Source organism: Streptococcus dentiloxodontae, from assembly GCF_053206925.1.
In genome coordinates this window covers 184,842-205,845 of the sequence record NZ_JBRUHR010000001.1, presented here as the reverse complement: position 1 = coordinate 205,845, position 21,004 = coordinate 184,842, and the positions used below count along the sequence as shown (strand labels likewise).

At 38.8% G+C, this 21,004-nt stretch carries 18 protein-coding genes and 1 pseudogene; 15 read left to right on the top strand and 4 right to left on the bottom strand.

What is annotated here, in order from left to right; translation table 11 throughout:
- Positions 1–23: 23 nt before the first annotated feature.
- The gene (locus tag ACVRZ8_RS00935) at positions 24–1,835 is read right to left on the bottom strand and encodes a PrpR N-terminal domain-containing protein (RefSeq protein WP_447447447.1); all 1,812 of its coding nucleotides are present in this window, start codon (positions 1,833–1,835) and stop codon (positions 24–26) included.
- 144 nt (positions 1,836–1,979) lie between these two features.
- Here ACVRZ8_RS00935 and ACVRZ8_RS00930 point away from each other — a divergent pair, with 144 nt between their 5' ends.
- The 6 genes and pseudogenes from ACVRZ8_RS00930 (at position 1,980) to ACVRZ8_RS00905 (ending at position 10,018) form a co-directional block, all read left to right on the top strand.
- Positions 1,980–3,239 carry a four-carbon acid sugar kinase family protein gene (locus ACVRZ8_RS00930; RefSeq protein WP_447447446.1) on the top strand — a complete coding sequence of 420 codons (1,260 nt, stop codon included), beginning with the start codon at positions 1,980–1,982 and terminating at the stop codon, positions 3,237–3,239.
- Positions 3,229–4,386, top strand: coding sequence for an iron-containing alcohol dehydrogenase (locus ACVRZ8_RS00925; protein ID WP_447447445.1), 1,158 nt, complete (start codon positions 3,229–3,231; stop codon positions 4,384–4,386). The genes ACVRZ8_RS00930 and ACVRZ8_RS00925 overlap by 11 nt, the downstream gene beginning before the upstream one ends.
- A 25-nt stretch (positions 4,387–4,411) precedes the next feature.
- Positions 4,412–5,443 carry a 4-hydroxythreonine-4-phosphate dehydrogenase PdxA gene (pdxA, locus tag ACVRZ8_RS00920; protein ID WP_447447444.1) on the top strand — a complete coding sequence of 344 codons (1,032 nt, stop codon included), beginning with the start codon at positions 4,412–4,414 and terminating at the stop codon, positions 5,441–5,443.
- A gap of 145 nt (positions 5,444–5,588) precedes the next feature.
- Positions 5,589–5,906: pseudogene (locus ACVRZ8_RS00915) on the top strand (NanQ anomerase/TabA/YiaL family protein); the annotation flags it as partial.
- A gap of 11 nt (positions 5,907–5,917) precedes the next feature.
- Positions 5,918–7,093 (top strand): sialidase family protein, encoded by a 1,176-nt coding sequence (locus ACVRZ8_RS00910; RefSeq protein ID WP_447447443.1) that lies wholly within the window; start codon positions 5,918–5,920, stop codon positions 7,091–7,093.
- Between the two features lie 243 nt (positions 7,094–7,336).
- Positions 7,337–10,018 carry a cation-translocating P-type ATPase gene (locus ACVRZ8_RS00905; protein WP_447447442.1) on the top strand — a complete coding sequence of 894 codons (2,682 nt, stop codon included), beginning with the start codon at positions 7,337–7,339 and terminating at the stop codon, positions 10,016–10,018.
- Positions 10,019–10,456: 438 nt separating this feature from the next.
- On the opposite strand, the gene ACVRZ8_RS00900 is transcribed toward ACVRZ8_RS00905, so the two are convergent.
- Positions 10,457–11,320, bottom strand: coding sequence for a putative phosphoesterase (locus tag ACVRZ8_RS00900; protein WP_447447441.1), 864 nt, complete (start codon positions 11,318–11,320; stop codon positions 10,457–10,459).
- A gap of 102 nt (positions 11,321–11,422) precedes the next feature.
- Here ACVRZ8_RS00900 and queG point away from each other — a divergent pair, with 102 nt between their 5' ends.
- The 4 genes from queG (at position 11,423) to ftsX (ending at position 15,427) form a co-directional block, all read left to right on the top strand.
- A complete protein-coding gene (queG, locus tag ACVRZ8_RS00895; RefSeq protein ID WP_447447440.1) occupies positions 11,423–12,547 on the top strand; it encodes a tRNA epoxyqueuosine(34) reductase QueG in 1,125 nt (374 codons plus the stop codon).
- An 86-nt stretch (positions 12,548–12,633) separates the two neighbouring features.
- A protein-coding gene (prfB, locus tag ACVRZ8_RS00890) for a peptide chain release factor 2 (RefSeq protein ID WP_447447439.1) occupies positions 12,634–13,732 on the top strand; the annotation gives its coding sequence in 2 pieces (ribosomal slippage) (positions 12,634–12,705 and positions 12,707–13,732; 1,098 coding nt in all).
- Between the two features lie 80 nt (positions 13,733–13,812).
- On the top strand, positions 13,813–14,505 hold the full coding sequence (gene ftsE / locus ACVRZ8_RS00885; RefSeq protein WP_447447438.1) for a cell division ATP-binding protein FtsE: 693 nt from the start codon (positions 13,813–13,815) through the stop codon (positions 14,503–14,505).
- Positions 14,498–15,427 (top strand): permease-like cell division protein FtsX, encoded by a 930-nt coding sequence (gene ftsX, locus ACVRZ8_RS00880; protein ID WP_447447437.1) that lies wholly within the window; start codon positions 14,498–14,500, stop codon positions 15,425–15,427. The genes ftsE and ftsX overlap by 8 nt, the downstream gene beginning before the upstream one ends.
- Positions 15,428–15,510: 83 nt before the next feature.
- Here ftsX and ACVRZ8_RS00875 read toward each other — a convergent pair whose 3' ends face one another.
- Together ACVRZ8_RS00875 and ACVRZ8_RS00870 are read right to left on the bottom strand one after the other, a co-directional pair.
- A complete protein-coding gene (locus tag ACVRZ8_RS00875) occupies positions 15,511–15,702 on the bottom strand; it encodes a hypothetical protein (RefSeq protein WP_447447436.1) in 192 nt (63 codons plus the stop codon).
- Between the two features lie 63 nt (positions 15,703–15,765).
- Positions 15,766–16,755, bottom strand: coding sequence for a lactonase family protein (locus ACVRZ8_RS00870; protein WP_447447435.1), 990 nt, complete (start codon positions 16,753–16,755; stop codon positions 15,766–15,768).
- A gap of 80 nt (positions 16,756–16,835) precedes the next feature.
- On the opposite strand from ACVRZ8_RS00870, the gene ACVRZ8_RS00865 reads away from it, so the two are divergent.
- The 5 genes from ACVRZ8_RS00865 (at position 16,836) to lepB (ending at position 20,684) form a co-directional block, all read left to right on the top strand.
- Positions 16,836–17,333, top strand: coding sequence for an NUDIX hydrolase (locus ACVRZ8_RS00865; protein ID WP_447447434.1), 498 nt, complete (start codon positions 16,836–16,838; stop codon positions 17,331–17,333).
- Entirely contained in the window at positions 17,330–18,511 is a 1,182-nt protein-coding gene (locus ACVRZ8_RS00860; protein ID WP_447447433.1) for an AI-2E family transporter, read from the top strand. The genes ACVRZ8_RS00865 and ACVRZ8_RS00860 overlap by 4 nt, the downstream gene beginning before the upstream one ends.
- Positions 18,501–19,730 carry a tetratricopeptide repeat protein gene (locus tag ACVRZ8_RS00855; RefSeq protein WP_447447432.1) on the top strand — a complete coding sequence of 410 codons (1,230 nt, stop codon included), beginning with the start codon at positions 18,501–18,503 and terminating at the stop codon, positions 19,728–19,730. The genes ACVRZ8_RS00860 and ACVRZ8_RS00855 overlap by 11 nt, the downstream gene beginning before the upstream one ends.
- Positions 19,720–19,911 (top strand): sec-independent periplasmic protein translocation protein TatC, encoded by a 192-nt coding sequence (locus tag ACVRZ8_RS00850; protein WP_447447431.1) that lies wholly within the window; start codon positions 19,720–19,722, stop codon positions 19,909–19,911. The genes ACVRZ8_RS00855 and ACVRZ8_RS00850 overlap by 11 nt, the downstream gene beginning before the upstream one ends.
- A 215-nt stretch (positions 19,912–20,126) precedes the next feature.
- The gene (gene lepB, locus ACVRZ8_RS00845) at positions 20,127–20,684 is read left to right on the top strand and encodes a signal peptidase I (protein ID WP_447447430.1); all 558 of its coding nucleotides are present in this window, start codon (positions 20,127–20,129) and stop codon (positions 20,682–20,684) included.
- The last annotated feature ends 320 nt before the right edge of the window (positions 20,685–21,004 follow it).

Genomic DNA, 21,004 nt, shown 5'->3' with positions numbered 1-21,004 from the left:
TTTTGGGTTACGTCCAAAACCTTTTAATCATTCATTTTGAGATAGCGCCAAAGTGTCGTTCGGCTGATACCTAGTTGCTTGGCGGTCTTTGTTTGATTTCCTTTATTATATTCAAGAACAGTACGTACAATATCTTGACTGTAATCAAAGAGACTCTTTTCTTCGATAATTACCGGTTTAGATTTTTTGGAATGATTTGAAGAATCTAGCTGCAGATGATTTTGGTGTCTGCGTTCCTCGGATAGAACTTCTATGACTGCATTCTCTAAAATATAATAAGAATTCGCAGAGAGGATTAACTTTTTAATGACCCTTTCTAACTGGTAAAAATTACCAGTCCATTGAAATTCTTGAAGAGTATGCATGGCCTGAGGTTCAAAGCCGATAACCTGTGTATGACATTCAATATTAGCTTTATTAAGCAGGAGAGTAATAATGCTTGCTAATTCTGTATGGCGTTCAGATAGTGAAGAGGAATACAGGCTTGCACAGTTAAGTTCTTGCATGATTTCCTTAAAAATCAGCTTATCAGGGTCTGCTTTTTTGGTTGTATATGTGAATATAATGTTTTGTCTTTGCAGTAAGTTGCTGCTTTTTATTAGTTCTAAAAGTTTGCGTAAATCCTCCAGAGATAATTGCTCACAATGTTGGAAGAGAAGGGTATTGCCAGAGTAAAGTAAAGGACTGTTACTGGTGTGACTAAGATATTTCCAAAGACGTTCACCAAATAACTTACAATTTATACTGATAAGATTTGCTGTATGGTATTGAAATTTTAAAAAGCAGGAATAGGCAAGGCTTGTTTTTGTCGTTCCTTCTTCTCCAAAAATCATCATAGCATTATAATGTTTTAGGAGCTGGGACATGAGAACGAGATTTTTCTCTTGAATAAAAGAAGCGAAGAGTAATTTTTGGGATATATTATCTTCAATTACTGAACGACTGCTAAATGTCACACCAAATTGCTGGTGAATTAAAGGGGGGGTTACCATTTTTAATTCACAATGGTAATAAGGCTGTTCATTGAGGGTCAAAACATTGCTTCTAACCTGATAGGTTTGCCCTTTGTGTGTATGGTAAAGTTGCTGGTTATCCAGCTGTTTTTGTTTTTTTAGAAAACGGATTAAAGTATGCGTGAGCTCTGTTGAGAGATTAGAGGAGATAGGTTTGAAGTCTTGGTTTAAGACGAGTGTTGCTAGCGCTTGCTTGGAGAGTACCTCTTGAAGTAAATCTCGCTGAGTTTCTATTTTTTGAATGTATTTAGTAAAGGTTATAGCCTGTTGATAAGCAGTTTTGATGCTTTCTAATCCAGAAGTAATTAAAATTGTATTTAAGGAAAGTCTAAGGGCTGTATGGTTGGTGATAGCATCACAAAGAACTAACTCACAGCCTTCCTGTTTGAGTTTTATGAGGGTGTCAGCAGTCTGCTCAGGCTGTTCAATTGTGATAATCTTGATATTATATTGCAGAACATTACAGATAAGATGAGCATTTTTAGTAATGCTTTCATATCCAACAATTGCTATATTTTGGCTGTAATTATAGGCTAATTTGATGCTGCTCAAAATATCATAAACAGAAATGGAAACATCAATTACAGGGATGTCAACAGCATCTTGAATAAGATAAGCTGTACCTCCGCGAGAAATAATAGCATCATAATCATTATGAGCCAATTGTATAGCTAAGTCTCTTCCTTCTTGCAAGTTTGCATTGAACACATCTATAGATAATGAATCAAATTGCTGGGCAACCAGATTCATAGAGTGGTTTAGTTCCTCATAGGGAGCAATGCCGAGTAAGTGAATAGGTCTCATCGCAGCCTCCTGTTTCATTTTTGAACTATTATATAAATATTTCTAAAAAAAATCAATATTCTTTATGATGGTTCAAAAAGAGACAATTATTTTTTTTGAAACCTGGTATTTTTTTCTGACAAGGTATAAACTAAGACTATAATACTCAAAGGAGGTGTTGCAGTGTTACAGCTGTTAGTTTTGGCTGATGATTTTACGGGTGCTCTTGATACAGGCGTTCAGTTTTCAAGTCAAGGTATCAATACATTGGTAACGACCAATCAATCAGTAGACTATGCCAGTTTAGAGAATGAAATAGAAGTGCTGGTCATCAATACAGAAAGCCGCTATCTGTCCTTTGAAGATGCCTATCAGCTAGTCAGCAACATTTTATCTGATGCTAAAAATTATGGCATCCCTTATTTTTATAAAAAAGTGGACTCGGCTCTTAGAGGAAATATCAGCAGTGAGATAAAAGCTTTTTTAGATCAATTTCCCAAGCAAAAGGCAGCAATGGTTCCTGCCTATCCAGCTATTAAGCGAGTGGTTCGGGAGGGAAAACTGTATATTGGTGAGCTACTGGTTTCAGATAGTGTTTTTGCTAAAGATCCTTATGAGCCTGTGACTGAAAGTGACATTGCCAAACGTCTCAATCAAGAGGTTGGTATTGAAACATCATTGGTAAGCAGCCAATCATTTTTGAAAGCTCAGCAGCAATTGCTTTTATTTGACAGTGAAACAGAAGAAGAGCTAGAAGCAATTGCAGCTAATCTGTATCAGCAAAACCAACTGTCAATCAGTATCGGCTGTGCAGGCTTTGCAAAGTATTTGGTTAAGCAGCTTTTTCCTAAAAAGGAAGTTTTAAGACCACGGCTTACTAAACCGCTCCTTGTCATCTGTGGCTCAGTTAATCCGATTACCAGACAGCAAATTGAATACGCTCAAGAAAAACACCACTTACGTATTTCCTTAAATTCTCAGGAATTATTGGAAGAAAATTATTGGCAGAGTGACAGTGGTCAAGCTCAATTAGAGACTTATTTAGAGAGTATCTTACAAAGTGATTTAGCTATTATTGAAACGTTGGGTGAAAAAACCAGTCGTGATATTGTAGCTTATGCTCAGGCACAGGGATTAGACAGAAATGCTATCCGTTTTAAAATCGGTCGTTCTCTAGGAGAACTCACTGAGCAGCTTTTAGAGAAACAATTAGTTCGAACCTTTCTTTTTACAGGAGGAGATACACTTTATCAGTCTATGCAGGTATTGCAGATTGATCAGATAAAACCGATATGTGAAGTCAGTGCAGGCGTTGTTTTAGCTGAACTGACATGGAAAGACAAGGTGATTCAAGTCATAACAAAATCCGGTGGTTTTGGACATCGGGAATTATTTGAAGATATTAATAAAATGATACAAAAGGAGGAAAACCATGTTAACTGATTACAGTTTGAAAATGCCTAAAAATGTCTTAGCTGGGGAGCATGCCTTAGAAGAAATGAAGACGGTTATTCCAGCAGATACTGAAAAAGTCGTGATTTTTACCGATAAGGGCATCATTGCAGCAGGGCTAGTGCAGCTAGTAGAAGAGGTTTTAAAAGGTCTAGATTTGCTTTATAAGGTAGTATCAGACATTCCTGCAGAACCGACTTATCATCAAGTGCAGGAGGTGGTTGATCAGTTTAAGGCAGAAAAAGCGGACTTTATCATCGCAGTTGGCGGCGGATCAGCCATGGACTCCGCCAAATTGGCTTCTATCCTTTCGACAGATGACTATGGCGTTAAGGATTTACTGGACAATCCGCTTTTGGCTAAAAAACAAGTGCCTAGCTTATTGATTCCGACAACTGCAGGGACTGGTTCTGAAGCAACTCCGAATGCTATCGTGTCGGTGCCTGAAAAGAATTTGAAAGTTGGTATTGTCAATGCAGAAATGATTCCAGATTTTGTTGTTTTAGATGCTCGTTTTATTAAAAATTTGCCTGCTAAAATTGCAGCAGCTCCTAGTGTGGATGCTATGTGTCATGCGATTGAATGCTTCACTTCTAAGAAACGCAATCCTTTTTCAAATTCATTTGCCTTAGAGGCCTTTGACTTGATTTTCAATAATATTGTGGAAGCCACTCTGAATCCAGATGCTATGGAGGCTAAGAAGAAGATGCTGATTGCAGCTTTCTACGCTGGTGTTGCCATTACGGCTTCTGGTACAACAGCTATCCATGCCTTGTCTTATCCATTGGGCGGTAAATACCACATTGCACATGGTGTTTCCAATGCCATTCTTCTCATGCCCGTTATGAAATTTAATGAGCCAGCTATTAAAGAATATTTGGCAGAAGCTTATGACCGTGTTGTTCATGATGGAGACAAATCATTATCAACTGAGGAAAAGTCACATTACATGATTCAGGAAATGGACCGAATTGTTGAAGTTCTCCAAATTCCAAAAAGCCTGACAGAGTTTGGTGTTCCCAAAAGTGATTTGGAAGAATTGGTCGCTTCTGGTATGGAAGTTCAGCGGCTGCTCGTCAATAATATGCGTCCCCTAACGGCAGATGATGCCCGTGAAATTTATCAGCAAGTTTTGTAAAAAAGAGTGAAATAAGGAGGAAAAGATGTCTAAGAAAATTATTGGTATTACCATGGGAGATCCTGCTGGAATTGGTCCTGAAATTTCAATAAAGGCCTTTAATAAAGCAGAACTTTATGAGCGTTGTCAACCACTTCTTGTGGGTGATGCTTCAGTTTTGAGTTATTATTTAAGCAAACATCCTGAGCTCAATTTAAAAGTTAATGTCATCCAAAATCCTAAAGATGGCAAGTATGTCCATGGAACGATTGACTTAATTGATTTGGGTGTTGTTGACATGGCTCATTTTAAGATTGGTCAAGTCTCAACAACTGGTGGAGATGCAGCTTTTCAATATGTCAAAAAGGTTATTGAATTGGCTTTGGCTAAGGAAATTGATGCAACAGTGACTAATCCGCTTAATAAAGAAGCCATGAATGCAGCGGGTCACCATTATGCAGGCCATACTGAAATCTATGCTGATTTAACAGGAACGGATAAATACACCATGATGTTAGCTGATGGCAATTTGCGTGTTGTTCATGTCTCTACCCATGTTTCACTTCGTGAAGCTTGTGATCGTGCAACAAAAGAACGTGTATTAGATGTTATTCGAATTGCGGATAAGGCTTGTAAGAATCTTGGCATTAAAGATCCAAGAGTGGCTGTTGCAGGACTTAATCCTCATTGTGGCGAAAATGGACTTTTTGGTCGTGAGGAAATTGAAGAAATAGATCCAGCAGTTGCAGCGGCTAAGGCAGAAGGAATTAATGTTGAAGGCAGTCTTCCAGCAGATACACTTTTCTCCAAGGCTAATGGTGGCATGTATGATATTGTTGTGGCTATGTACCATGATCAAGGACATATTCCTTTGAAATTACTTGGTTTTGTTTATGATCAGGAAAAGGGTGCTTGGCAAGCTGTTCAAGGTGTCAATATTACCCTCGGATTGCCGATTATTCGTGCTTCTGTTGATCACGGAACTGCCTTTGATCAGGCGGGTAAGTGGACGGCTAGTGAGTTGAGTTTGGAGAATGCCATTGACTACGCCATTCGCTTGGCAGAAAATTCAAATTAGAGGAGCCCTTTTTATGATTATTGATCGTGTTGAACGTTTAGAAAAATATGGTGCTCTTTTGCCTAAAATAAAACAGGCCTTAGAAGTCATGGATGCCCATAAAAATAATTGAGAGGTTGGTCAACGTTATGCTTTTGATGGTGGTCTTGTTTTCTTTCAATCTGGACAAACAAAGCCACTATCGGGATCGCAGTTTGAGGCGCATCGAAAGTTTATTGATGTGCAGGTAGTTTTAGAAGGTGCTGAGTATGCAGCACTTGAAGACCTATCAAATTTAAACGTGGCTATTCCTTATAATGCTGAGCGTGATGTGGAAAAATATATTGCAGAAACAAATCATTTGATGAAAATGACAGCAGGTATGGCCTATGTTTGTTTTCCTTGGGATGGTCACAAGGCAGTTTTTCATGTAGATGAGCCTTTAACCTTCACAAAAGCTGTCATTAAATTAGAAGTAGAATAAAGAGGTGAATTATGGTTACAGAACTACCGAAAGTAAGAATTTCAGCTCCTAATGGGACTGTTTATCGGGATGAATTTTTAGGTGTAGACTTTGCCTTGATTCCAACTGGAGGTAAGGCAACGGCTCATGCTCCAGCTCTTATTGAAACCAAAGATGGCGGTCTCTTGTGTGCTTGGTTTGCAGGGTCGTTTGAGGGAAGCGGTGACATTTCCATTGCTGTTTCCAAGCTCAATCCAGAAACGCAAGTTTGGTCTGTTCCTGAAATTGTCTCCAAAGGTAAAGACCGAAGTGAACAAAATCCTGCCTTTTTCCGTGCTCCAGATGGTCAAATTTGGTTGATTTATACATCGCAACTTAGTCGCCAAGAAGGTAAGGATAATATGCAGTTCACTTCTGTTATTATGGTTCAAAAATCAAGTGATGAGGGTCAGACGTGGGAAGAACCTCAAGTCCTTTTCCCAGAAGAGGGAACTTTCTCGCGCCAAGCTATTCAAATTTTGAGTAATGGCCGTTGGCTTTTTGCTACTTGGCTTTGTGAAGATTCAGCAGAAGGGTTGACCAATGATCCAACTGAATTCCGTGTTTCTGATGATGAAGGACAGACTTGGAAACGTGTTCGCATGCCAGAAAGTAATGGTCGTGTTCATGCTAATGTGATTGAGGTTGAGCCAGGACATTTAGTAGCCTTCATGCGCAGCCGTTTTGCAGATAATATTTATATCAGTGAGTCTCATGATTTTGGAGATAGTTGGACTGTTCCCCAAAAAACAGTTTTACCAAATAATAATGCGAGTATTAGCGCTATCAAATTACAATCTGGCGAACTCGCTCTAGCTTATAATGTCAATGCGACTCGCCATCCAGAATTCGGGAAAGTGGCATGGCCTGGTTTACGTAATCCAGTTGCTGTTTCAATCTCAGAAGATTTTGGAAAAACTTGGCCTATCGGTCGTGTTTTAGAACCGGCTGAAGGTTTTATTGGCATTGAAAACAAAACCAATAATGCTCAATACGAATATCCAACTCTTTATCAAACTAAGGATGGTTTATTGCACCTTGTCTATGCTTACAAAAATAGACTTTGTGTTAAATATGTTCGCTTTTCTGTAGCAGATATTTTTGGACAAAAAAGAGAAGCAGATGCTGTTTATAACCCAACATCTGGTGAAGGAGTCAAAAAGACATAATATAAGACTTCACTAGTCACTTAACTTTAATAAAATTGTAAAAAATGAAGTGTTTTTATCACTTTTCATTATTGAAAAGGCTTTTATTTATGGTATAATAAAAATTATCAAGGGAGTAGCTAGCGGTTTTTCCGTGATGTTGTCGTCAATCCGAAACTGTTTTCCGGCAACATTTTAAATAGCGAGACTTGTTTATTCATTAAACAGGTCTTTTTCTTTTAAAGACCGAGGAGGAGAATTATTTTGCCCAAAGAACAAAAAAAAGATACTTTTTACGTCCAAGACGAAGAAGCTGTCTTAGCGAGTTTAGAATCCTCTAAAAAAGGATTGACAAGTGCCCAAGCTAGACAACGTTTGACTGACTACGGTCACAATGAATTGGAAGAAGGTGAAAAACGCACTATTCTTGCTAAGTTCATTGATCAATTTAAGGATTTGATGATTATCATCTTGCTTGTTGCTGCAGTTCTTTCAGTTATTACTGAAGGAATGGGAGGACTGACAGATGCGATCATTATTCTAGTAGTTGTTGTTTTAAATGCTGCCTTTGGTGTTTACCAAGAAGGGCAGGCAGAAGCAGCAATTGAGGCTCTCAAATCAATGTCAAGTCCGCTTGCTCGTGTTCGACGTGACGGTCATGTGACTGAAATTGACTCAAAAGAATTGGTGCCTGGTGATGTTGTTATGCTTGAAGCTGGTGATGTAGTTCCAGCTGATATGCGCCTTCTAGAAGCTGCTTCATTGAAAATTGAAGAAGCTGCCCTGACAGGTGAATCTGTGCCGGTTGAAAAAGATATTACAGCTACAGTAGCTGAGGATGCTGGTATTGGTGATCGTTTGAATATGGCCTATCAGAATTCGAATGTTACTTATGGTCGTGGTATGGGCGTTGTTACCAATACTGGCATGTATACAGAAGTTGGTCATATTGCTGGCATGTTGGCTAATGCAGACGAAACAGATACACCATTGAAACAAAGTTTGGATAATCTGTCTAAGGTATTGACATATGTCATTGTTATCATTGCGGTTATCACTTGCTTGGTTGGAATTTTTGTTCGTCATGAACCACCACTTGAAGGTTTAATGGTTGCTGTTGCTCTAGCTGTAGCTGCTATTCCAGAAGGATTACCTGCCATTGTTACAGTTGTCCTGTCACTTGGTACTAAAACACTGGCAAAACGTAAGTCCATTGTTCGTAAATTACCGGCTGTGGAAACACTTGGTTCTACTGAAATCATTGCTTCAGATAAAACCGGTACTCTTACCATGAATCAGATGACTGTTGAAAAAGTCTATTATAGCGGTCGATTAGTTGATGCTAATGATGATATTGACATTAATAATATGGCCCTTCGCGTTATGAATTTTGCTAATGACAGTAAGGTTGATGCCAATGGCAAGTTAATTGGGGATCCTACTGAAACAGCTCTTGTTCAATATGGTTTTGATCATAATTTTGACATTCGCGAAGTGCTTAAAGTTGAACCACGTGTAGCAGAATTACCATTTGATTCTGACCGTAAGCTGATGTCAACTATTCATAAACGTGATGGCGAGAAATATCTGATTGCCGTTAAAGGGGCACCGGATCAACTGCTCAAGCGTATTACGCAGATTGAGATAGATGGTAATATTCGCCCTATAACTGAGGATGACAAAAAGACCATTCTTGATATGAATAAGTCTCTTGCCAAACAGGCTCTTCGCGTTCTCATGATGGCTTACAAATATGAGTTTGAAATTCCAAAACTAGAAACGGCAGTCGTTGAAAATGATTTGATCTTTGCTGGCCTTGTAGGGATGATTGACCCAGAACGCCCAGAAGCGGCAGAAGCCGTTCGTGTGGCTAAGGAAGCTGGTATCCGTCCAATCATGATTACAGGAGACCATCAGGATACTGCCGAAGCGATTGCCAAACGTCTTGGTATCATTGATGATGATGGTATTGACCATGTCTTCACCGGTGCTGAACTCAATGAACTTTCTGATGAAGAATTCCAAAAAGTCTTCAAACAATATTCCGTTTATGCGCGTGTATCACCAGAGCACAAGGTGCGCATCGTCAAGGCATGGCAAAATGATGGTAAGATTGTTGCTATGACTGGTGATGGCGTCAACGATGCCCCATCGCTCAAGACAGCTGATATTGGTATTGGTATGGGAATTACAGGTACGGAAGTGTCTAAGGGTGCTTCTGATATGGTACTTGCCGATGATAACTTTGCAACCATTATTGTTGCGGTTGAAGAAGGGCGTAAAGTTTTCTCCAATATCCAAAAATCAATTCAATACTTACTTTCAGCTAATATGGCAGAAGTCTTCACTATTTTCTTTGCAACCCTCTTTGGTTGGGATGTGCTTCAGCCCGTTCATCTGCTTTGGATCAATTTGGTGACAGATACTCTACCAGCCATCGCTCTTGGTGTTGAACCGGCTGAACCTGGTGTCATGACTCATAAACCTCGTGGACGCAAGTCAAGCTTCTTCTCAGGTGGTGTTATGGGAGCCATTATCTATCAAGGTATCCTACAAACCCTTCTTGTACTTGGTGTTTATGGTTGGTCTGTTTTCTTCCCTGAACATGCGACACGTACAGAAATTCATGCAGATGCTCTTACCATGGCCTTCGCAACACTTGGTTTGATTCAATTGGTGCACGCTTATAATGTTAAATCGGTTTACCAGTCCATTTTCAAAGTTGGTTTCTTTAAAAATAAAACATTTAACTGGGCCTTACCAACCGCTTTGATTATTATGCTTGCTACAATTGTCATTCCAGGCTTTAATAAATTCTTCCATGTGTCTCACTTGTCAGTGACCCAATGGTGTGTTGTTGTAGGAGGAAGCTTGGCTATGTTTGTCATTGTTGAAATTGTGAAAGCTGTTCAACGTGCTCTAGGACAGGATAAAAATGCTATTTAAGACATTTAGCTCTATAATAATAAAAAATCAGATCTTGCGGTCTGGTTTTTTTGAACTAAAAAGAAGCTGAGACAAAAATACTCAGCTTCGTTTGTTTATATAGTCATAATTACAAGACGCTAGTGGTTGGGAGAAACTCTGTTGACTTTAATTGAGTTAGAGTTTTCCCTACACAATTCATTAGGTATTTTTTGATACTTGTTTCGCAAGTCTTATTTCCCATCTCAAACAACTCTCAATTGTTTGAGCAATAAACCACTGCTGGTTGGATATTTTTTACTGCACAAGTAACAGAAACTATCTTATCTCTAACTAAGATTAATGACTTTAACCGTAAAACGGAGAGAAGCCAGAAATATAATCTGAGCAATAACAGTTATAGAAAACCTCTTATTTAGAAGAATCAAAAGTAAACCGATAAGCTGACTTAATTGTATTTTAATCCAGATCAAAAAGGGTCATGGAGTTACAAAATTCCCTTGCCAGCTCTGCCTTTTTATAAGCTTGAAAATCGCTGCGCCTTTTAACTAGATTATAGCGCTTGGATAGGTTCCAAGTACCAGTAGGATTTAACTCGGGATGTTTGCTGACAAAATTAATGGTCAGATCCCATTCACGCACATAGCCAAGCGGACGTGAATGATAGCAAACACCGTCAATTTCAACATCGCCGTAAGAACGATGGGCATGTCCAAAAACAACATTCTGAACATGGTGCTTGACGAAAATATCATGATAAGCTTGACTTCCCAAAAAGGCATTAAAAGGAATAAAGCGTTCATGAGTCATAGTGAAATGGCTATGCGGAACAAAATGCATGGCAACAATAAGTTTGCTTGTATCCAAGCCTTCCAAAGTTTGATCAAGTTTTTCGAGAATATTCTGATTGATATTGCTGTCTGATTGCGAACGCTGCAGTCGTCTGTCAAACCAAAATTTTTTCTTGAAAGATAGATTTTCTGCTCTTGTCTTTTGAGGAAAAAAGGAGTAGTCATACCAACCGTGAAAACTTAGAAGTTGCTTGCTGCCAAGATTATAAATTTTAAAATCCTGCTCTGCAATTTGTTGTTCACTCAAATCCAGCATGTCGTGATTGCCTAAATTGTAAGTTACTCGAAAATGCTTCGCCATTTCGTCAAGGAAAGGAAGAGAGAGCTTGTAGTGGTGGTTAGAGATGTCGCCTGCCAAATGAAGATGGCTAACCTGCTCTCTCTGAAGGGTGTCAATAAGAGTTGTACGCTCAAGATCACTGAATTGATTAAGATCAATATGAAGGTCACTCATGATTGCCAGTTTTGTCATAGGCATATTGTAGCAGAAAAATGTTATCCTGTCGTTACATTTTGTCACCTGATTTTACAAATCTGACTTGCAGGCTTGAGATTTTTACATTATGATAGAAGCATGGACATTAAGGCAGAGATTCAGTCACTGGCCAAGGAAATTGGCATTTCAAAAATAGGTTTTACAACAGCAGATGATTTTGCTTATTTGGAAAAATCGCTACGCTTAGCGGTTGAAGAAGGTCGAAATTCAGGTTTTGAACATAAAGTTATTGAAGAGCGCATTGATCCTAAGCTCAGTCTTGCTTCTGCCAAGACTATTATTTCAATAGCGGTCGCTTATCCTCATAAACTGCCTGTTCAGCCTCAAAAAACGCCCTACAAACGCGGAAAAATCACCCCCAATTCTTGGGGCTTGGATTATCATTATGTTTTGCAGGATAAACTTGATCGCTTGGCACAAGGTATTAGAGAGCTCTGTAAGAATTTTCCCTTAGAATATAAGGCTATGGTAGATACTGGAGCATTGGTTGATACAGCTGTTGCCAGACGTGCTGGTATTGGTTTTATCGGCAAAAACGGCCTTGTTATTTCCAAAGAATTTGGCTCTTATATGTATTTAGGAGAATTGATTACCAATCTTGAAATCGAACCTGATCAGCCCGTTGACTATGATTGCGGCGACTGCAGACGCTGTTTGGATGCCTGCCCCACATCTTGCCTTATTGGTGATGGCAGTATGAATGCCAGACGCTGCTTGTCTTTTCAGACTCAAGATAAAGGCATGATGGATATGGAATTTCGTAAGAAGATAAAAACGGTCATTTATGGCTGTGATATCTGCCAAATCTGCTGCCCTTATAATAAAGGTATTAACAATCCTTTGTCCAGTGACATTAATCCAGAACTTGCTCAGCCAGAGCTGATTCCCTTTCTTGAATTAAGCAATAAATCATTTAAAGAAAAATTTGGTATGATTGCAGGATCTTGGCGGGGGAAAAACATTTTGCAGCGTAATGCTATTATCGCACTAGCCAATGCTCATGACAGAAGTGCTGTTGTTAAACTCATGGAGATTATTGATAAAAATAACAATCCTATCCATACAGCAACAGCTATCTGGGCTTTAGGTGAGATTGTCAAAAAACCTGACGAATCGATGCTGGATTTTATGCGCAGCCTTTCCTTTCAAGATGAAAATGCTCAAAGGGAATTGGAACTTGTGCGTGCAAAATGGCAATTTTAGGGACTTTATGATAAAATAAAGGGTAAACTGTTTTAATTGAGCCTGCAATGCAGCAGGTATCTTAATCAATGGAGGAAGATCTACCCATGGAAGTGGCAGAAATTCGCCAGAAAATTCTAGAGAATACTGAGAAGCTGGCAAGCTTCGGGAGGTCTCTTTGACTTAGAACGTTTGGAGGAAGACATTGCACTTCTGGAAAACCAAATGACTGAGCCAGATTTCTGGAATGATAATATAGCGGCGCAAAAAACGTCGCAGGAGCTTAACGAGCTTAAGCTTAAATATGAAACTTTTAACAATATGAAAGAGCTGTCTGATGAAACAGAAATCTATCTTGAAATGCTGGAAGAAGATGACAGTCTTAAGCCGGATTTAGAAGAAGCTCTTGAAAAGCTTGATAAGATAATGTCTAGCTATGAAATGACCATGCTCTTGTCTGAACCCTATGATCACAACAATGCTATTTTAGAAATTCACCCTGGTTCAGGCGGAACTGAAGCTCAGGATTGGGCAGATATGCTGTTGCGTATGTATATGCGTTATGGCAATGCTAAAGGCTTTAAAGTTGAAACTTTAGACTATCAAGCAGGAGATGAGGCAGGTGTTAAGTCTGTCACCCTCTCTTTTGAAGGAGCCAACGCATATGGTTTTCTCAAATCGGAAATGGGAGTCCACCGCTTGGTAAGGATTTCGCCCTTTGATTCTGCCAAACGCCGCCATACCTCCTTCACCTCCGTTGAGGTTATGCCTGAACTTGATGATACTATCGAGGTGGATATTCGTGAAGATGATATTAAAATGGACACCTTTCGTTCAGGAGGTGCCGGAGGGCAAAATGTCAATAAGGTATCAACTGGTGTGCGTTTAACGCATATTCCAACAGGTATTGTGGTGGCGTCAACCGTTGACCGTACTCAGTATGGTAACCGTGATCGTGCTATGAAAATGCTTCAAGCCAAACTTTATCAGCTGGAGCAGGAGAAGAAGGCTGAAGAGGTCAATGCTCTTAAAGGTGATAAAAAAGAAATCACTTGGGGCAGTCAAATTCGTTCTTATGTGTTTACACCCTACACCATGGTTAAGGATCACAGGACTGGCTACGAAGTCTCCCAAGTGGATAAGGTTATGGATGGAGATATTGACGGATTTATCGATGCTTATCTCAAATGGCGTATGGATGAGTAGCAATTATATTGATAATATTTATTAAATTGGAAAGGACTGAAAAACCTATAGTTGCATTTGTAGGTTTTATATCTTAAATTATGGCTCTTATTGAATTAAAAGATGTTACTAAGAGATACCAACGTTCAACAACGGCACTTCGCCATATTGATTTATCTATCAATTCAGGTGAATTTGTTTATATTGTTGGTCCCTCTGGTGCTGGTAAATCCAGCCTGATTAAACTCTTCTATCAAGAGGAAAGAATTACCAGCGGAAAAATGAAAGTTGGTGAATTTGATTTAACCAATCTTCGTAAAAAACATATTCCCTTGCTTCGTCGCTCTATTGGCGTTGTTTTTCAGGATTATAAACTACTGCCTAAAAAGACAGCTTATGAAAATGTTGCTTATGCTATGGAAGTTATCGGTGAAAAACCGCGTCACATCAAAAAACGTGTAGCAGAAGTCATGGAATTAGTCGGTCTTAGGCATAAAATGCGATCTTTCCCAGACCAATTGTCTGGTGGTGAACAGCAGCGTGTTGCTATCGCGCGAGCTATTGTTAACAATCCTAAAGTTTTGATTGCTGACGAGCCTACTGGTAACCTTGATCCCGAGATTTCATGGGAAATCATGCAGGTATTGGAACGTATTAACCTGCAAGGAACAACTGTTTTAATGGCAACCCACAATGCTACAATTGTTAACAGTCTTCGTCACCGTGTTGTAGCTATTGAAGAGGGCGAACTTGTCCGCGATGAAGAGGAAGGAGAATACGGTTACGATGATTAGAAATTTTTTCCGACACCTTTGGGAGTCGCTTAAAAACCTCAAACGTAATGTTTGGATGACCTTAGCCGCTGTGTCATCGGTTGCTATTACTTTAACTCTTCTTGGTATCTTTGCTTCAATCTTGTTAAATACACAGAAATTGGCTTCTGATATTGAGAAAAATATTCAAGTTAATGTTTATCTGGATCCAGATTCAACAGATGCTTCAAAAACAGTTGTTGATTTATCAGGCAATACCCAAAATAACGAAAATTATCACAAGGTTTATAACGCTCTAAAAAAGCTTGATGGCGTTGATACAGTAACATTTTCAAGCAAAGATGAGCAGATGGACAATTTAGTTGCTGTTCTTGGTGATGAATGGAAATCTGTCTATGGTGATGCCAACCCGTTATCAGATGCCTACATCATTCAGACTAAATCTCCAGATGATGTTGCAAAAGTTGCTAAGGCTGCTGAAAAAATTGATGGTATTGACAATGTCAACTATGGCGGTACGGATTCGGAACAATTAATGAGTGCTTCTAGTACAGTACAACTTTGGGGTACCATTGCAACAGTACTTTTGATTTTCGTTGCAGTGTTCCTGATTTCAAACACTATTCGTATCACTATCATGTCGCGTTCAACAGAAATTCAAATCATGCGTTTGGTAGGAGCGAAGAATTCTTATATTCGCTGGCCATACTTTCTTGAGGGAGCTTGGATTGGGGCTTTAGGAGCAATTTTGCCGTCTGCCTTAGTCGCTCTTCTCTACCGCTGGATTTATGGTGCAGTGAACCCTGATTTTGTTAAGGTTGGTATTTCGATGTATGATCAATCTTGGTACTTGCCTGCTCTGATTGCTTCATTGTTTGCTGTGGGTATCATCATTGGTTCTGTTGGTTCAATGATTTCAATGCGCCGCTACTTAAAATATTAATAGTAGAGCGGATAACTGATTTAGTGTATTTCTATTAATTACAAAAAACCACTCATTTGAGTGGTTTTTAAAATCGTTATATGCTATTTGCCAAACAGTCCTTTAACAGTATCAAGGATCCCGTTAACTCCGCCTGCTCCTGCAACAAGTGTCTTAGCTTGTTCTAGGTATTCTCCTAGATTATCTTTATTATCTTCAACAAATTTCTGTGCTGTTGCGAAATCTTTCTTTTCAACCAATTCTTTTACTTGATTGAAGAGTTCTTGTGGGTTCATAATATGCCTCTTTTCGTTTTTTATTTGATATTATTAAACCATCTTAAATGCAGTAGGTAAAGTTTATTGCTCAAAAACCAGACAAGTGGGTTCTGGAACTTGAAAATCAGCGGATAATAACTGCAGCTTCCCGTCATTCAAGCGTTTAAAAATGCTGATATTATCCGATTCTTGATTGCCTACCAAGAGATAGCTGTCATCTGGACTTAGTGTCATATCTCGAGGGATTTGACCGTGACTGGGTATAATGTCCAATAGTTTTAAATAGCCATCTAGGCCAATAGCATAGCAGGCAATGGAGTTATGTCCTCTATTTGAGACGTAGAGGAACCTCCCATCTCTAGTCATCTGGATAGCTGCGCTGGCATTATCGCAACTTTTATTTTGGGGAAGAGTTGATAAGGACTGATAAGGCTCAAATTGTCCATATCCATCATAGATAAGAACCTGAACCTCAGAAGATAATTCACAGACCAAATAGGCTAATTTATGATAGGGATGAAAAAGAATATGGCGAGGACCAGAACCATGAGCGGTTTGATAGGAGCGAAGGGCCTGAGCCTTTCCATGGGAGTCAAGCGTATACGTTTCTAACCTGTCAGTTCCCAAATCACAAGTTACAAGGAGTTTATCAGGTGTCAGTCCGGCAAAATGCGGGTGAGCCTTTGGTTGCTCAGGAAGACTTGTAGTTTCATTGTGTGTAATAGTGTCAATGAGTTTCAGTCTCTCATTAAAAGAGTAAATATGAATAAGTCCAGTATGATAATTGGCGGTAAAGAGGTATTGATTGTCTGCGTCAGCTGAAATATGACAAGCTTGCGGGCCAGCTTCAAGAGTTTTATCTGTTCCTGTCAATTTTTGAACACCAGCTTTGCCATTTTCTGCGAAAACAGAATACCAATCGTCCCCTGCTTGAGTCAAATAGGTGGGAGAAGAGACACTTTTTTCTAAGTTTAGATTGCTTATTTGACCTGTTGTCTGATCAAAGTCAGCACTGTAGATACCTTTGGCACAGCGCTTAGTATAAGTTCCCAAAAATAGTTTATAGCTCATTATCTGTCTCCTTATAGTCAATATGCAAATTATAGCACAAGTTTTGGTATAATAGGAGAAAAGCCTAAAAAGGAACACCTATGACTAAACTAGCAACTATTTGTTATATTGATAATGGTAAGGAACTTTTGCTGCTTCACCGCAATAAAAAAGCAAATGATGTTCACAAAGGCAAGTGGATTTCCGTTGGAGGAAAGCTAGAGGCAGGGGAAACCCCAGATGAATGTGCCCGTCGTGAAATTTTTGAAGAGACCCATTTAAAGGTGACAGATATGGATTTCAAGGGGATCATTACTTTTCCTGACTTTACACCGGGTCATGATTGGTACACTTATGTTTTTAAGGTAACAGGATTTGAAGGTGAATTGATTTCTGACGAAGAGTCTCGAGAAGGGACTCTGGAGTGGGTTCCCTACAATCAGGTTCTTTCAAAGCCTACTTGGGAAGGTGATTATGAAATCTTCAAATGGATTTTGGAAGACAGTCCTTTTTTCTCAGCTAAATTTATTTATAACCAACACCAACAATTAATTGATAAATCGGTAACTTTCTATGATAAAAATAAGGAGAATAAATGAAACGACAGCAAGATCAAAAAATTTCAAATACTTGGTTTTACAAGTGGATTCTCAACAATCAAGCCGTAATAGTAGTTCTAATTTCTCTTTTGGTCTTTTTGACCATTTTAGTTTTTACTAAGATTATGCCTATTTTTGAACCGGTTGTGCAGTTCATATACATCATTATGCTGCCACTGGTCATTTCTATGCTGCTTTATTATCTTATTAAGCCCTTGGTTTTGGGCCTAGAAAAATTAGGACTCAAACGAGTAGCTGCAATTTCTGTTGTTTATGGTATTTTAGCCTTGCTTTTGGTTTGGGGGATTTCCAGCTTAATACCAAGTCTGCAAGAGCAGCTGATTATTTTGGTGAAACACTTGCCTTCTTATATTCAAAGAGCTAATAATCAGGCAGAACGCTGGCTTGACTTGCCTTTTCTTTCAAATTACAGAGGACAGTTGGAAAGTTATTTGACTGATTTTTCAAATAAAGCAGTTGATTATGCTGAGACTTTTTCTCAGTCAGCACTGAGCTGGGCGGGGAATTTTGCTGGAACCATTGCCCGTGTGACTATTGCTGTCATTTTGTCGCCTTTTATTCTTTTTTATCTGCTTCGTGACAGTCAAAAAATGAAAAATGGCTTCGTTAAGGTACTGCCAACCCGTATGCGTCAGCCTATTGTTCGTATGTTAGGAGACATCAACGACCAACTGCAAGGCTATGTACAAGGTCAAGTAACAGTCGCCTTCATTGTCGGTGTTATGTTTTCCATTATGTTTAGCTTAGCTGGCCTGCGTTACGGGGTGACTTTTGGTATTATAGCAGGTATTCTTAATATGGTTCCTTATTTGGGAAGTTTTGTGGCTATGATACCTGTTGTTATTATGGCTCTGGTTCAAGGGCCAATCATGCTAATCAAGGTTTTGGCTATATTTGCTATTGAGCAGACTATTGAAGGACGTTTTGTAACGCCTGTTGTTATTGGAAATAAGCTGAGCATTCACCCAATTACCATTATGTTCATTCTTTTGACGGCCGGATCTCTTTACGGAGTCTGGGGAGTTTTTCTAGGCATTCCCATCTATGCTTCAATCAAAGTTGTTGTCAAAGAAATTTTTGAATGGTACCGTTCAGTCAGTAAGTTTTATCAGGACGATACAAAAGATGTAAAGGAAAAAATGAAAAATGCTGAATAGTGAAAAGATGATTGCTTCTATTAGTAATCAAGACTTAGCGCATGCACAAAAATATTTAGACAGAGCCTTGTCAGAAGATCCTTCAGAGGTTTTGCTTGAACTAGCTGACTATCTTGAATCTATTGGCTTTTTACCTCAAGCAAAGACAGTTTATGAACATTTGCGCAGCGATTTTCCAGAGGTTAATATCAATCTGGCGCAAATTGCGGCAGAAGACGGTGACAGTGATAAGGCCTTCCTCTATCTGGATGCTGTCGCTGAGGATTCAAAGGACTATCTGTCTGCTCTCATGGTTATGGCTGATCTTTATCAAATGGAGGGACTGACAGATGTGGCGCGTGATAAATTATTACAGGCAAATCAGCTTTCTGACGAACCTCTGGTGATTTTCGGACTGGCAGAACTGGAATTTGAATTGGGTAATTTTGATGAGGCTATTCGTTATTACGCACAGTTAGATAATCGCGAGTTCCTAGAACTAACTGGTGTTTCAACATACGAACGTATTGGGAAAGCTTATGCCAGCCTTGGGAAATTTGAAGCAGCTGTTGAATTTTTGGAAAAGGCAGTTGAGATTGAATATGAAGATTCTGCTGTTTTTGAATTGGCAGTCATCTTGTTTGACCAAGAGGAATATCAAAAGGCCAATATTTATTTTAAACAGCTGGATGCTATGAATCCGGATTTTGAGGGTTATGAGTATGTCTATGCCCTCTCTTTACATGCAGAACATAAACTAAAAGAAGCATTGACATTAGTTCAGCAAGGGCTTTCAAAGAATGAATTTGACAGTCAACTTCTATTATTGGCCTCCCAGCTTTCTTATGAAAGTCATGATACAGCTTCAGCAGAACATTATCTTAAATTGGCTCTGCCATTGGCAGAAGATGAAGATGACATTGTTTTGCGGCTGAGCAATATCTATCTGGAAGAGGGACGCTATGACGAAGCAGCAGCGCTTAGTAAATTTGAAGTTGATTCTTTATTGGCTAAGTGGAATATCGCCAAGGCATATAAAGCTGTGGAAGACGAAGAGAAAGCTTTTAAACTCTATGAGGACTTGTCTTTAGATTTGGCAGATAATCCTGAGTTTTTAGAAGACTATGCTTACATTCTGCGTGAATTTGGCTATCATGCGCGTGCCCGCCAGATAGCAGAAAAATACTTGACTTTGGTGCCAGACGATGTCAATATGATGGAGTTTTTACATGAGGAATAACTATCGCTCTGCCCTGATTAATAACCTTATTACGATTATCATCATCTTTTTACTGTTATCTTTTTTTGATCATTCTGGGAATAATGAGCGCAATACGATTTTGGTTTTGGCTTGGTTTGTCATCATGATGATTTATGATTGTTTGCGCATCTGGCTTAGAAATCGCAAAAATCGTAAGTAAAATATTTGATTTAGATTGGCTATTTATCGGAGTTACAAGATTGTTACTTAGTGTTATCAAGTTCGAATATTTGTTTCAGATTTTTTAAAAACCTAAAGAAAGCTTAAAACAAAGGCTGTCTGACCGTTATAAAATGGTAAGATTGCAGTAAAAGCTCCTTTTTTTCTAATTTAGTTTATGATATAATTTTTCTACAAAAGTTAATTGGAGTTATTATGGTCAAAAGAGATTTGATTCGAAATATTATTTTAGCAGCGCTGATTATTGTTATTATTTTATTGCTGCGTATTTTTGTTTTTTCAACCCATAGAATTACAGATAGCCAAGCCAATTCTTATTTGCACAGCGGTGACTATGTCACCTTTAACAAAAATGTGGAGCCTACTTATAAAGACTTTGTTGTTTATACTGTTGATGGTGAAGATTATGTTGGACGTGTTATTGCCAGTCAAGGACAGACCGTGACCTTTATGGATGATATTCTTTATGTTGACAATGAAGTGGTAGATGAACCCTACATTGAGGCAGAAAAAGAAAAGTATCTGAGTTCAGTTCAGGCTGGATCTGTTTTTACAGATGATTTTACAATTGCAACACTGACTAATTCTAATCAAACTAGCATTAAGAAAGGACAGTATCTGATTTTAAATGACAATCGCAGAAATACTAAAGACAGTCGAGAATTTGGTTTAATAAGTGGCAGTCAGATTAAGGGAGTTGTCTCTTTTAGGCTCTATCCATTGTCGAAATTTGGCTTTGTTAAAACGAATTAAAGGAGTAGGAAAGAATTCAGCAACTAACAAAAGAGTTCATCAGTAAAATGTTATTTTACTTACTGATCTGAAACAGTCTAGGGATAGACTGTTTTTGATACTTGCTTCGCAAGTTTTAATTCACCCGAACAGTTTCAAAAAATTCGGTAACTTTTTCAACTGGCAGAATAAAGTCAAGTGAAATTGGACATCAAATTAGATCAGGTCAAGAGCATAAACGCGAACGAAATTGCCATTCAATAGAGTGGTTGATGGCACTGAAGTGCCTGGTGAACTATGCAGGGGAAACTCTAGGTTAGCTAAAGCCACTTGGCTACCTC

What these genes read in the sequence shown, in the direction of transcription:
- ACVRZ8_RS00935 (WP_447447447.1), bottom strand. Translation starts at nt 1,835, where the DNA reads ATGAAACAGGAGGCTGCGATGAGACCTATTCACTTACTCGGCATTGCT.
- ACVRZ8_RS00925 (WP_447447445.1), top strand. Translation starts at nt 3,229, where the DNA reads ATGTTAACTGATTACAGTTTGAAAATGCCTAAAAATGTCTTAGCTGGG.
- pdxA (WP_447447444.1), top strand. Translation starts at nt 4,412, where the DNA reads ATGTCTAAGAAAATTATTGGTATTACCATGGGAGATCCTGCTGGAATT.
- ACVRZ8_RS00910 (WP_447447443.1), top strand. Translation starts at nt 5,918, where the DNA reads ATGGTTACAGAACTACCGAAAGTAAGAATTTCAGCTCCTAATGGGACT.
- ACVRZ8_RS00900 (WP_447447441.1), bottom strand. Translation starts at nt 11,320, where the DNA reads ATGACAAAACTGGCAATCATGAGTGACCTTCATATTGATCTTAATCAA.
- queG (WP_447447440.1), top strand. Translation starts at nt 11,423, where the DNA reads ATGGACATTAAGGCAGAGATTCAGTCACTGGCCAAGGAAATTGGCATT.
- ftsE (WP_447447438.1), top strand. Translation starts at nt 13,813, where the DNA reads ATGGCTCTTATTGAATTAAAAGATGTTACTAAGAGATACCAACGTTCA.
- ftsX (WP_447447437.1), top strand. Translation starts at nt 14,498, where the DNA reads ATGATTAGAAATTTTTTCCGACACCTTTGGGAGTCGCTTAAAAACCTC.
- ACVRZ8_RS00875 (WP_447447436.1), bottom strand. Translation starts at nt 15,702, where the DNA reads ATGAACCCACAAGAACTCTTCAATCAAGTAAAAGAATTGGTTGAAAAG.
- ACVRZ8_RS00870 (WP_447447435.1), bottom strand. Translation starts at nt 16,755, where the DNA reads ATGAGCTATAAACTATTTTTGGGAACTTATACTAAGCGCTGTGCCAAA.
- ACVRZ8_RS00865 (WP_447447434.1), top strand. Translation starts at nt 16,836, where the DNA reads ATGACTAAACTAGCAACTATTTGTTATATTGATAATGGTAAGGAACTT.
- ACVRZ8_RS00860 (WP_447447433.1), top strand. Translation starts at nt 17,330, where the DNA reads ATGAAACGACAGCAAGATCAAAAAATTTCAAATACTTGGTTTTACAAG.
- ACVRZ8_RS00855 (WP_447447432.1), top strand. Translation starts at nt 18,501, where the DNA reads ATGCTGAATAGTGAAAAGATGATTGCTTCTATTAGTAATCAAGACTTA.
- ACVRZ8_RS00850 (WP_447447431.1), top strand. Translation starts at nt 19,720, where the DNA reads ATGAGGAATAACTATCGCTCTGCCCTGATTAATAACCTTATTACGATT.
- lepB (WP_447447430.1), top strand. Translation starts at nt 20,127, where the DNA reads ATGGTCAAAAGAGATTTGATTCGAAATATTATTTTAGCAGCGCTGATT.